This window comes from Sphingomonas sp. CCH5-D11 (assembly GCF_001557395.1).
Lineage (GTDB): Bacteria > Pseudomonadota > Alphaproteobacteria > Sphingomonadales > Sphingomonadaceae > Sphingomonas.
The window spans coordinates 1-12,020 of sequence record NZ_LSKH01000137.1 but is presented as its reverse complement, the minus strand read 5'-3'; the positions used below and the strand labels follow the sequence as shown (position 1 = coordinate 12,020).

The window sequence follows — 12,020 nt, the reverse complement described above, 5'->3', positions numbered from 1 at the left end:
CTCGACCGCAGCGGCGGGCGCATCCTTCTCTCGCTCCCCGCGCCCGGCGCGGACGGCATATCCACCCGGCTCCTCTACTCCACCGCGCTGCGCACCGGGCTCGGCTCCGCCCCCATCGGCCTCGACCGCGCGGCGCCCGGCCCGGCGCAGATCCTCGTCGTCCGCCGCCTTGGCAAGAAGGTCGCGTTCGAGCTCGAGAACACCCGCTTCCGCGCGACCGGCGGCTCGCCCGCCGAACAGGCGGCCGCCAGCGACGCCTTTGCCACCTCCACCCTCTGGCTCGGAGACGTGATACCGAGCGCCGATGGCCGCCTGCTGGTCGACATTGCGCCGTTCCTCGCCCGCGATACCAAGGGCATCGCCGATCAACTCAAGAACGGTGGGGAGAAAGGCTGGAAGCTCGTCGGCGAATTGAGCGCCGCTGACGTCAACGCGGTGAAGGCCTTCCCGCGCAACCTCGTTTTCGAAGCGCGTCAGACCTACGCCAGCGACACGCCCGGGCCTGAGGTGCGCAACATCGCCCCTGATCCGCGCCAGTTCACACTCGTCGTCCGCCACAGCTTCGCCGCGCTTCCCGAAGGCGGCTACACCAGCCGCACCTTTGATCCGCGTGGCGGCAGTTTTTCGACGCAGATCCTCGATTTCGGCGCGCCGCTCGGTCGCCAGATCGTGCGCAACCTTTCCAATCGCTTCCGGCTCGAAAAGACCGACCCCACCGCACCCCGCTCGCGCGTCAAGCAGCCGATCGTCTTCTATATCGACAATGCCGCGCCCGAGCCGATCCGCACCGCTTTGCTCGAAGGCGCTTCCTGGTGGAAGCAGGCGTTTGAGGCGGCGGGCTATATCGATGCCTATCAGGTCCAGATTTTGCCCCAGGGCGCCGACCCGCTCGACTTCCGCTACAATGTCGTCAACTGGGTGAACCGGGCGACGCGCGGCTGGTCCTATGGCTATGCCGTCACCGATCCGCGCACGGGTGAGATCCTGAAGGGTTCGGTGCTGCTCGGTTCGCTGCGCGTGCGACAGGACATGCTGATCTACGAAGGGCTGGTCGGTGCCGCCGCGACCGGCAAGGGCGGGCCGAACGACCCGCGCGAGGTCGCGCTCGCACGCATCCGCCAGCTCGCCGCGCATGAGGTCGGCCATGCGCTCGGCCTGCTGCACAATTTCGCGGCCAGCACGCAGGATCGCGCCTCGGTGATGGACTATCCCGCGCCGCGCATCGGGCTGGTGAATGGCGCGCCCGACCTGTCGGACGCCTATGGCACCGGGCTTGGTGCGTGGGACATGTACGCGATCGACTGGCTTTACGGCGACAAGGCGGGCAGCGATCCCGATGCCCTGGCCGCGACCAAGGCTGCCGATGCGCAGCGCCGCGGCTTGCGCTTTGTCGCGGATGAGAATGCGCGCGCCGTCTCCGCTTCACAACCGTGGGGCAGCCTGTGGGATGATGGGGCCGATCCCGTTGCCGAGCTCACCCGCATGATGCAGGTGCGCGCCGCCGCGATCGTTCGCTTCGGCCCGGAGGCACTCGCCGCCGACGAACCGGCCTCGAACCTGCGCCGCAAGTTCGTGCCGATCTGGCTGCTGCACCGCTACCAGGTGGAGGCTGCGGCGAAGCTGCTCGGCGGCGTCGAGTCCGAATATGGCATGGCGGGCGACGGGCACGGCACGGCTCGTGCGATATCCGGCCCCGCGCAGGCGAGCGCGCTGGACGCCCTGATCGCGACGCTCGATCCCCCTGCGCTCGATGTGCCCGAACGGCTGATCCCATTGCTCTCTGCCGGCTGGTCGGGCGACGGCGATCGCCAGTTCGATATCGAAGTGATGCGCACCGCCGGCGCTGCCGTCTTCGACCCGCTGGTTGCCGCGCAGGTCGGTGCCGAAGTGACCCTTGATGCCCTGCTCTCGCCGCCACGGCTAGCGCGCCTTGCCGATCAGCACCGTCGCGATCCCGCCATCGCAGGGCCGGGTCAACTCGCCCGACGTCTCCTTTCCCTGACCGAAGCGGCGAGCGCCGATGCGCGACTCGGCGCGATACGGCGCGCGGTGGGCACACGCATCGTGCTGAGCCTTGCCGAAGCCGCTCGCCACTCAGCAAGCGGATCCGAAGCGAGGGCGCAGCTCGACCAGGCACTGTTCGACTGGGCGGACGCGCAGGCAAAACAGCGCTTCCCCGACGCGGACGACCGCGCCTGGTCGCTCGCCACCGCGCGCCTGCTGCGCGATCGCGATGCACTGGCGGCCGCGCTGAAGGACGAGGCGCTGCAACCGACGATCCCACCCGGCATGCCGATCGGCTGACCCTCAGCCGCGCACGATCGCTTCCAGCGCCGCCCGGTCGCGTAGCCTGATCAGCCGATAGCCGCGCTCGATAGCGCCCATGCGCTCGAACGCGGCCAGATGCGCATTCACGGTCTTGCGCGACAGGCCGGTGGTTTCCGCCAGATCGCTCTGGTTGATGGTCAGCCGGTCCTCTTCCGCGAACTGCAACAGGCGCAGGGCGACCCGGCCGGCGGGAGTTTGCACCAGCAGATGCGCCGCCAGCCGCGTCATCTGTTCAAGCTGACGATAGACCAGCTCGTTCACCCGGCGCCAAAGATCCGGCTCCTCGCGCGCCGCCGCGTCCAGGCCGGCATCGGTGATCATCAGCACGCGCGAAGGCATGTTCGCGCGCGCGGTAACGATCCTCGGGCCCCCGCCGTGACGCTGTGTCTGCCCCAGGATCATCGGCGCGCGCACAAGGCCGATCAGCACATCGCGCTCGCCCTTCAGCGCCACCTCCAAGCGCAAGGCCCCACTCAGCACCGCGCACAGGCCCGTGCCCGTATCGCCCTGGCTGTACACCCATTGTCCGCGCTGCAGCGACACCAACCGCCCTGCGGCAGCGAGACGGGCCTGCAACGCAGGAGATTGGCGGTCGAACCATGCGTCACGCGCCAAAGCCGCGATCAGTTCTTCAGCCACTGTCACGAAGGTGACAATAGGACGCCAATGGCTGGGGTAAAGTGATCCTCACAACAAAGGAGAGGATCCATGGCAACGCAGCTTCTGTCCCGGGTGCAATCGACGCCGATCAGCGAACATGTCGGCATGGAATTCAAGCATGTGGACCTGAACGACCTGGACGATAATACGTTCGATGCCATGCGCCAGGCACTTGCCGACCATGGGCTTGTCTTTGTCCGCGATCAGCAGCTTACGCCCGAACAGCATATCGCCTTTGCCCGGCGCTGGGGCGAGATCGACATCAACAATTATTTTCCCGCCAACGGCGGCCATCCCGAGATCGCGGAGGTGCGCAAGGCGGAGAACCAGCAGACCAATATCGGCGGCGGCTGGCACACCGATCACAGCTACGACCAGATTCCCGCGATGGGATCGATCCTGCTTGCCCGTGAAACGCCGCCAACTGGTGGCGACACGCTATTCGCCAGCATGTCCGCGGCGTTCGACTCTTTGTCGGACGGGCTGAAGGACACGTTGCGCACCATGCACGCGGTGCATTCGGCGGACCACATCTACAGCAAGGACGGCATTTACTCGAAAACCGATCAGGCCGGCGATCTGAAGGGACATGATCTCCGCACCCGTGCCGTCCATCCCGTGATCATCCGCCATCCACGCACCGGGCGGGAGATCTTGTATGTGAACCCGGCCTTCACGCTTCACTTCGATGGCTGGACGCGCGAGGAAAGCCTTCCGCTGCTGAACTACCTTTATCAGGTCGCGATGCGGGAGGAGTTTCAGTGCCGTGTGAAATGGGCGCCGGGCTCGATCGCGATCTGGGACAATCGTTCAACATGGCATCACGCCATGAACGACTACCACGGCCATCGTCGCCTGATGCACCGCATCACCATTTCCGGTGAGCCGCTGAGCTAAAGCGGCTCACCTGGAGGCTCAGCGTTCCTTCGCCGGCGTGTAGGGCACGAAGTCGCCCAGCACGACAAAGCTGCGAACCGCGCGGGATCCTTGATCGATCAGATTCACGGTATCGGCACGACATAATTGCGTGCCGTTGCTGCGCGTCAGGAGAACGTCCCAGTCGCGCAGCCGGTCAGCGCCTGACTGCGGCCTGTTGAGAAACATCCTGCCGCCGACCTGGTAGATGATGCCCGTTCGGCCAATGATCTGTGAGGAAGTGACGCTGCTCAGGCTGATGCAACGGACGGGCGATCCCGCAACGCGACCGGCCAGCGCCTTTGCCATCCTGTCATCGGGCGTGTCTTTGGTCGCGGCACTGACGGGAAAGGCGAGCGCGGCCGCCGCAGCGAAGAGGGGTGCAAGGCGAGTCATGCGCATCTCCTAAAACGCCGCAGCTGAACCCGCACTGACCTGTACCGACACCGGTTCGCACGATTGCAGCCTTGGCAAAGCGGGCTACACGGGGGCCTGTGCCGCTTACCCCTTCCCGCTTGCGCACGGCGCTTCGCCGCGTCGCCCTCGCCTGCCTTCTGCTGATCGCGCCAACCACGCCGTTGCGCGCGGAGGGCAATGCCTTCGATCTTGCCGGGCCGTCGCTGCGCGTCTCGGTTACGCACGGTGAAGTGACGCTGCCGCTGTCGCAGGTGCCGAACCTGTCGCCGGGAGATCGCATCCGCGTCGTCGCCGATCTGCCCGTCGAGCAAAGCGCCCATTATCGCATGGTGCTCGCCTTTCTGCGCGGCGCGACCAATCCGCCGCCGAAGGAATGGCTGGCGGAAGCGCGCACGTGGAAGGCGAAGGAAGCCGCCATCGACGTGCGCGTGCCCGAGGGCGCGCAGCAGGCATTGGTGTTCCTGGTCCCGGACACGGGCGGCGCGCTGGATGCGGTGGCGAAAGCGGTACGCGAACAGCCCGGCGCGTTCGTGCGCGCGTCGCAGGAACTGAACCAGGCCATGCTTGATCGCACACGGCTTGAAACCTTCCTTGATCAGGTCCGCAGGCGCGACCCAACCGACGTGGCCCGGATTTCTCCGAAACTGGCCGACAGCCTCGCGATCAAGCTCGATTCCGCCTGTCTGCTGCGCCAGACGGATCCGCGCGCTGCCTGTCTCGCCCAAAGCGGCAATGCCGCTGTGCTGGCGGACAGCCAGACCAGCTCCATCGCGCAGACGCTTGCCGGCGCGCCTGCCAATATCGCGCTTCAGCTCAGCGCGACGCCGCAGGGCGGCTTCGGCTATTACAGCGGCTATATCGGCGTCATGCGTGATCTGGCGCGGATGCTGGGCGCGTTCCAATCGGCGCAATTGCGGTTCATTCCGGCCTTGAGCGTTCCGCGCGCCGGACGGATCGAGCTGCTCCTCAATACCGTCCCGTCCTTTCGCAAGCCGCAGTCGGTGCTCGTCGCAGCGCTTCCCACGGTCGCGCCGCCGACCCTGCCCGTTCTCTCGGTCAAGAGCGCCGATCCGCTGTGCCTCACACGGCCCGGCTTGGTTCTTCCGGTCGGCGGGGCGCCGCTCGTCTTCTCGACCGATTACCCGCGCGCCATGTCGCTGCGGGTGCCAACCGCCGCCGGAACCATGCTGGATCTTCCGGTCACCGCCAGCCCCGCCGACGGCGGCTTCGTCGTTGGTGATGTCGGCACGCCGCCGGTGCCGCTCGCCGTGGGGGCGGAGGCGCGGTTGCAGGGTTATTGGGGCTTTCAGCCATTCGACGGTCCGCGTTTCCGCCTGGTCAGCCCCGCGCCGAATGCCTGGCGCGCGGACGGATCGACAATGGTCGTTGGTCGGGAAACGCCTCTGGTGCTCACCGGTGGAGCAGCCAGCTGCGTCTCAGACGTCTGGCTCGAACGTGATGGCGCGCGCCGGCCGGTGACATGGACCGCCGAGGCCGACGGTACGCTGGCGCTCAAGGTGCCGCTCACCGGCATCGAACCGGGGCCCGTGGCGCTTCTGATCCGCAGCCACGGTGTCGATCAGCCAAGCCGTCTCGACCTGCGCGCCTATGCGGAGGCCGCGCGTCTCACCGGATTTGCTTTCCATGCCGGCGACCGCGCGGGGACGCTCACGGGAACCCGCCTCGATCAGGTAAGGACGTTGCAAGTCGGCGCGATCACCTTCCGCGCGAAGAAGCTTGGTCGCGACGGGACGACCGATCGGCTCGACATGGCGGCGGAAGCGAGCGCGGCGGAAGAGATCAAGGCCGGCGAGCTTTCCGGCAGCGCCACGTTGGCGGATGGACGCTCCGTCCGCGTGCCGGTCCGTGTGATGCCCGCCCGGCCGGCCGCCACGGTGATCGCCACTTCGCTGGAACCTGCCGCCTCCGGCGCGGCAGTGCCGCTTGCGCTCGCCCGGCCGGATCTGGTGCCGCAGGATGCCCGCCTCACCTTTTCCGTTCGCGCCGCCGGGGCCACGCGCTTCACGTCGCGCGATCGGATCGAGGTGGAAGCCGGCGAGACCGGTGGATCGGCACGGCTGCCGGTGCGCCTTCAGGACGATCGCGTGGCGATCGCCACCCTCGATCCCGTTGCGGCGCTGGGTGATGCCGCTCGCGGGCCGCTGCGTTTCCGTCTGGTGCAGGGGGAGGTCGCCGGTGACTGGAAGCCTCTGGGCACGCTGGTGCGGCTGCCGCGGATTTCCTCGATCACATGCGCCACGGACGCTGCCACCTGCACCCTGACGGGCAGCGGCCTCTTCCTGCTCCGTAGCATCACCGGCGGCGGGGAGACGGCGATCGCTGACGGCTTCACCGGGGGGACGATCCAGGTTCCCCGACCGGCCGACGGCAGGCTGACGCTGCACCTGCGCGATGCGCAAGATGCCGCCGCGACGGTCAGCGTGCCGCAAACCGCCGCGGCTGCCGCCAGCGAATCCTCCCGGCAAGGTCAGTGAAGTGATCGGGTCCGCGCAGGTTGCGGGGGAATGCCCCGGCCGTCCAGCGTGATCAGCGCAGCATTCAGATGAAGGCTGGTTTCCGACAGGCCTAGCCCGTCCGCCACCTGCAACGCTCTTCGCACCGCATCGATCAGATGCACACTCGCTTCCTTACGCATGGGCACGCCCTGCTACCTGCAGCCGCGGTCGAAAAGACGGGAAGATGGTTAATGCCGCCAGCATGGCCCATTTCCGTGCGCGACGCCGCATGGTCAGCCGCATTGCACTCGCCGGGCGCCTCCCCCACATAGTCAGGTAATACACCAACTGGGGCAACAATGGCGGATCCATATTCTACGCTCGGTGTGGCGCGGAGCGCCACCGAGGCTGATATCAAGAAGGCCTATCGCAAGCTCGCCAAGGAGCTGCATCCCGATCGCAACAAGGACAATCCCAAGGCCGCGGAGCGATTCAGCCATGTGACCGCCGCCTACGACCTGCTCAGCGACAAGGATAAGCGTGCCCGCTTCGATCGCGGCGAGATCGACGCGGATGGCAATCCCGCCTCCCCGTTCGGGGCCGGCTTTGGCGGCTTCAGCGGGGCGCGGCAGGGCGGCGGTGGCGGCGGTTTTCGGAGCCAGGACTTCGGCGGTGCCGAAGGCGTTGATATGTCGGACATCTTTGAAGGGCTGTTCGGCGGCCGGGGTGGCGCGACGGGCGGCGGCTTTGCCGGCGGCTTCGGGCGTCGCCAGCCTCCACCCAAGGGCGCGAACACGGCCTACCGTCTGCGCGTGCCGTTCATTGACGCCGCCGCCTGCGCGCCGCAGCGGATTACCCTTGCCGATGGCAAGACGATCGACCTGAAGCTACCTGCCGGCGTCGAAACCGGCACGCAGATGCGCCTGCCGGGAAAGGGCGAACAGGGGCCGGGCGGGGCAGGCGATGCAATCGTCACCATCGACGTGCAGCCGCACCGCTTCTTCACGCGCGATGGCGATGACGTACGCCTGAACCTGCCGATCACCCTTGCGGAGGCGGTCCAGGGCGGGCCGGTCAAGGTGCCGACCGTTGAGAAGCCGGTGATGCTGACGGTGCCCAAGGGCTCTACCTCCGGCCGGACTCTGCGACTGAAGGGCAAAGGCTTCCACAAGAAGGACGGAACGCGCGGCGACCAGCTCGTCACGCTGATGGTCGATCTGCCCGCGGAGGACGCCGCGCTGTCCAGCTTCGTGGAGAGCTGGTCGGGCGGCGGGAACCCGCGCGCCGACATGGGCGTCTGATCCCCCGAACCAAGCGGCCATCATGAGGGGCAGAGATCTTGAGCGACGAGACCGCCACGCTGACGCCCGAGGATCGCAGGCATCACGGGCAGGCGCGGGTGAAGCTCGATCGCCAGCTTGCAAAGGTGAAGCCGGGCAGTTTCGCCTATGAGGTGCTGAAACGCGCCGGCACCGGCGTGTACAATGACGGCTTCATCCATGCGGGCAATCTTGCCTATCTGGCCCTGATGACGGTGTTCCCGTTCTTCATCGTTGCGGCGGCGGTTCTTTCACTGCTGGGGCAGAATGAAGGGACGCGGCAGGCGGTGGAATCTTTCCTCCATGTCCTGCCGCCCAACGTCGCCGACATCCTGCGCAAGCCGATCACGGATGTGCTGGCGGCGCGGACCGGCTCGCTGCTGTGGTTCGGCGCGCTGGTCGGGCTGTGGACGGTCGGAAGCTTCGTGGAGACGATCCGGGAGATCTTTCGCCGCGCCTATGGCACGCACAGTTCACAATCTCTGTGGCGTGCGCGCCTCGGCCTCAGCCTCGGGATCGTCGCCTCGGTGATCGTCGCGCTCCTGTCGTTTCTGGTGCAGGGCATCCTCGTGGCGGCGGAGCAGTTCATCTACCAGCTCTTGCCATGGGCCGAAGACGTGGCGGGCTGGATCGGCATCAGTCGTGCCATCCCCGGCCTGGTGATGTTCGGGGCGCTCTACATGCTGTTCTATTTCGTCACCCCCTCGAAATACCGTTATTCGGAAAGCCGCAAATGGCCGGGCGCGCTGTTCACGGCGATTTGGTGGGTCACCATGACGGCTGGCCTGCCCTGGGCTCTGTCGAACCTTGGCGGCTATGATCTCACCTACGGCAGCCTTGCCGGAGTGGTGGTGATGCTGTTGTTTTTCTATCTCATCGGTCTCGGCATGGTGTTCGGGGCTCATCTCAACGCAGCACTGGCGGAACCCCCGGAGAACGGTCTAGAGGGAGCGCCCCCCGGGCTGGAAGCAAAGGCAGTGTTGTGAACGGATTGATGGCAGGCAAACGCGGGCTCATCATGGGGCTTGCCAACGACAAGTCGCTCGCCTGGGGCATCGCCAAGAAGCTGTCGGAAGCGGGCGCCGAGCTCGCCTTCAGCTATCAGGGCGACGCCATGGAAAAGCGCGTCCGCCCGCTCGCCGAACAGCTCGGCACCGCGCATCTGTACGATTGCGACGTCAGCGACATGGCGGCGCTTGACGCCACTTTCGCAAAGCTCGCCGAGACCTGGCCGACGATCGACTTCGTGGTTCACGCCATCGGTTTCTCCGACAAGAACGAGCTCCGCGGCCGCTTCGTCGACACCAGCCTCGACAATTTCCTGCTGACCATGAACATCAGCGTCTATTCGTTCGTGGCGGTGGCGCAGCGCGCGGCGAAGATGATGCCGGAGGGTGGCAGCCTGCTGACGCTGAGCTATTACGGCGCCGAAAAGGTCATCCCGCATTATAACGTGATGGGCCTCGCCAAGGCTGCGCTGGAAACCAGCGTGCAATATCTCGCCGTTGATCTCGGCCGCGATAACATCCGCGTCAACGCCATCTCGGCCGGCCCGATCAAGACGCTGGCGGCAAGCGGCATTGGCGATTTCCGCCTGATCCTGAAGTGGAACGAGCTGAACTCGCCGCTGAAGCGCAACGTTACGATCGAGGACGTCGGCGGCGCCGGTCTTTACATGCTGAGCGATCTGGCCAGCGGCGTGACCGGAGAGGTCCATCATGTCGATGCCGGCTATAACGTGATCGGCATGAAGGCGGAGGACGCACCGGACATCGCGCTGGCCTGATCGCGATGGCGATGGTGATCCGCCCAGCCAGCGCGGCCGATGTTGCCGCGATCGACGGCCTGCTGCGCGCCAGCTTCCCGGCGCCGGCAGAAGCGGATCTCGTGCGCGAGCTCTGCATCGCGGGGGACATGGTCCTGACGCTGGTGGCCGATGATGAGGAAACGGGCGCGCTCGCCGGAGCGGTGGTGTTCAGCCGCATGGATGTGACGGTCGGCGGCCAGGCGGTGGCCGCGGTGGCGCTTGCCCCCGTCGCGGTTGCCGAGCCGTATCGGCACCAGGGGATTGCCGATGCCCTGATCCATGCCGCGCATGAGCGGCTGGAAGCGGCCGGCGTGGTGCTCAGCTTCGTCCTCGGCGATCCCGCGTTCTACGGGCGGTTCGGCTATGATCCCGCCGTCGCGCGCAACTTCGATTCGCCTTATGCCGGCGATTATTTCATGGCTCTGCCGCTGCAGGGTGGGCTGGTGCCCTGCGGCGTCCGTGAAGCCGCCCGGCACGCGCCGGCCTTTTCGCGCCTGGGGGCAGCATGAGCTTCAACACCTTTGGCCGCGTCTTCCGCTTCACCACCTGGGGCGAATCGCATGGTCCGGCGCTTGGCGCGGTGGTTGACGGCTGCCCTCCGGGGATCGCGCTCGCCGAAACCGATATTCAGCCGTGGCTGGACAAGCGCCGGCCGGGCACCTCCCGCTTCACGACGCAGCGGCGTGAGCCGGATCGGGTGCGCATCCTCTCCGGGGTGTTCGAAGGCCGCACCACCGGCACACCGATCAGCCTGATGATCGAGAATGTGGACCAGCGTTCGAAGGACTATTCGGAAGTCGCTCAGGCGTATCGCCCCGGTCACGCCGATTATGCCTATGACGCAAAATACGGCTTTCGCGATTATCGCGGCGGTGGCCGTTCCTCGGCGCGAGAGACGGCGGCACGGGTCGCGGCTGGCGCCGTCGCGCGCGCCGTGGTCCCGGGCGTCAGGATCCGTGCCTGGGTGGAGGCGATCGGTGGCGACGCGATCGACCCCGCCGCCTTTGACGATGCGCAGATCGACGCCAATCCTTTCTTCTGCCCCGACGCTGCGGCGGCAGCCCGCTGGGAGGAAAAGGTCGACAGAGCGCGCAAGGCCGGCTCGTCGCTCGGCGCCGTGGTGACGTGCGAGGCGACGGGCGTGCCCGCGGGATGGGGGGCGCCACTTTATGCCAAGCTCGACAGCGAGCTGGCGGCCGCGATCATGTCGATCAATGCCGTAAAGGGTGTCGAGATCGGGGACGGCTTCGCCGCGGCAGCGCTGAGCGGTGAGGAAAACGCCGATCCGATGCGCCCCGGTGCTGATGGCCCGGCGTTCCTGGCCAATCACGCGGGCGGCATCGCCGGCGGGATCGCCACGGGCCAGCCGATCCGTCTTCGCGCCGCATTCAAGCCGACCAGTTCGATCCTGACCCCGGTGCAAACGATCTCTCGCGCGGGCGACGCGACGGAAATCGCCACTCGCGGTCGCCATGATCCCTGCGTCGGAATCCGCGGCGTTCCCGTGGTTGAAGCAATGATGGCGCTGGTTCTGGCCGATCAGTTCCTGCTGCATCGCGCCCAATGTGCGTAAAATTACGTAGAACAGCCGGCGTCCATCAGTATTTATATTGAGACGAGGCGAGGCTGAGTAGCGTTACTCGGACGAACCTTTTGCGATCTCAGGCATTTTACTCTCACAAGTTTCGAGTGTTTGTACAGGAGAGTAGAATGAAGACCTTCGGTCTTATCGCCGCCGCTGCCTTGGCTATTCCGGGTGCGGCGGTCGCGCAGTCGACCACGACGTCGCCGTCGCAGTCGACCACCACCGCACCGGCGGGAACCGCAACCGACTCCACCATGTCAACGCAGGAGCCGACCACCGGCACGTCACCGTCCACGAGGTCGCGTACGACCATGCCGGCACCGAGCCAGCCCAGCAGCGACATGACTGATCCGAGCGCGGACACCACGGCAAGCCCGACGTCGCCGTCGACCACGACGCCGACCGTGCCGCCCCAGAACTAAACCGTTCACTGCGGAGCGGGAGCTCGACAGCTATGCTGTCGGGCTCCCGTTTTTTCACATCGAGCGTGCAGGCAGAAGGAGAAAGCCTCCATGCGTCTCGCCATCATGGCC

General features: G+C 66.5%; 12 protein-coding genes. 8 read left to right on the top strand and 4 right to left on the bottom strand.

Going from position 1 to position 12,020, the window contains the following annotated elements:
- Nucleotides 1–2,304 (top strand): zinc-dependent metalloprotease (locus tag AX702_RS08970; protein WP_066778656.1); only part of this gene is annotated, 2,304 nt, incomplete at its 5' end.
- A 3-nt stretch (nt 2,305–2,307) separates the two neighbouring features.
- Here AX702_RS08970 and AX702_RS08965 read toward each other — a convergent pair.
- Nucleotides 2,308–2,967, bottom strand: coding sequence for a Crp/Fnr family transcriptional regulator (locus AX702_RS08965; RefSeq protein ID WP_066778653.1), 660 nt, complete (start codon nt 2,965–2,967; stop codon nt 2,308–2,310).
- Between the two features lie 69 nt (nt 2,968–3,036).
- On the opposite strand from AX702_RS08965, the gene AX702_RS08960 reads away from it, so the two are divergent.
- Entirely contained in the window at nt 3,037–3,885 is an 849-nt protein-coding gene (locus AX702_RS08960) for a TauD/TfdA dioxygenase family protein (RefSeq protein WP_082746157.1), read from the top strand.
- Between the two features lie 18 nt (nt 3,886–3,903).
- Here the strand turns inward: AX702_RS08960 and AX702_RS08955 are convergent, their stop codons facing one another.
- On the bottom strand, nt 3,904–4,299 hold the full coding sequence (locus AX702_RS08955) for a hypothetical protein (protein ID WP_066778660.1): 396 nt from the start codon (nt 4,297–4,299) through the stop codon (nt 3,904–3,906).
- A 71-nt stretch (nt 4,300–4,370) separates the two neighbouring features.
- On the opposite strand from AX702_RS08955, the gene AX702_RS08950 reads away from it, so the two are divergent.
- Nucleotides 4,371–6,815, top strand: a complete 2,445-nt coding sequence (locus tag AX702_RS08950) for a hypothetical protein (protein ID WP_231731793.1) — start codon at nt 4,371–4,373, stop codon at nt 6,813–6,815.
- Here AX702_RS08950 and AX702_RS22030 read toward each other — a convergent pair.
- Nucleotides 6,809–6,976 carry a hypothetical protein gene (locus AX702_RS22030; RefSeq protein WP_156455422.1) on the bottom strand — a complete coding sequence of 56 codons (168 nt, stop codon included), beginning with the start codon at nt 6,974–6,976 and terminating at the stop codon, nt 6,809–6,811. The two genes, AX702_RS08950 and AX702_RS22030, sit on opposite strands and share 7 nt — an antisense overlap.
- A gap of 159 nt (nt 6,977–7,135) precedes the next feature.
- Between AX702_RS22030 and AX702_RS08945 the strand changes: the two genes are divergently transcribed.
- Genes AX702_RS08945 through aroC form a run of 5 tightly spaced genes read left to right on the top strand, consistent with a single transcriptional unit; the run spans nt 7,136 to nt 11,475 of the window.
- Nucleotides 7,136–8,077 (top strand): DnaJ C-terminal domain-containing protein, encoded by a 942-nt coding sequence (locus tag AX702_RS08945; protein ID WP_066778652.1) that lies wholly within the window; start codon nt 7,136–7,138, stop codon nt 8,075–8,077.
- Nucleotides 8,078–8,115: 38 nt separating this feature from the next.
- Nucleotides 8,116–9,081, top strand: a complete 966-nt coding sequence (locus tag AX702_RS08940) for a YihY/virulence factor BrkB family protein (RefSeq protein ID WP_082746155.1) — start codon at nt 8,116–8,118, stop codon at nt 9,079–9,081.
- Nucleotides 9,082–9,089: 8 nt separating this feature from the next.
- Entirely contained in the window at nt 9,090–9,881 is a 792-nt protein-coding gene (gene fabI / locus AX702_RS08935) for an enoyl-ACP reductase FabI (protein WP_066778648.1), read from the top strand.
- A gap of 11 nt (nt 9,882–9,892) precedes the next feature.
- On the top strand, nt 9,893–10,411 hold the full coding sequence (locus tag AX702_RS08930) for a GNAT family N-acetyltransferase (RefSeq protein WP_231731792.1): 519 nt from the start codon (nt 9,893–9,895) through the stop codon (nt 10,409–10,411).
- On the top strand, nt 10,408–11,475 hold the full coding sequence (gene aroC / locus AX702_RS08925; protein WP_066778644.1) for a chorismate synthase: 1,068 nt from the start codon (nt 10,408–10,410) through the stop codon (nt 11,473–11,475). Before AX702_RS08930 ends, aroC begins: the two co-directional genes overlap by 4 nt.
- Nucleotides 11,476–11,578: 103 nt before the next feature.
- Here aroC and AX702_RS08920 read toward each other — a convergent pair whose 3' ends face one another.
- Entirely contained in the window at nt 11,579–11,881 is a 303-nt protein-coding gene (locus AX702_RS08920) for a hypothetical protein (protein WP_066778642.1), read from the bottom strand.
- Nucleotides 11,882–12,020: the final 139 nt, after the last annotated feature.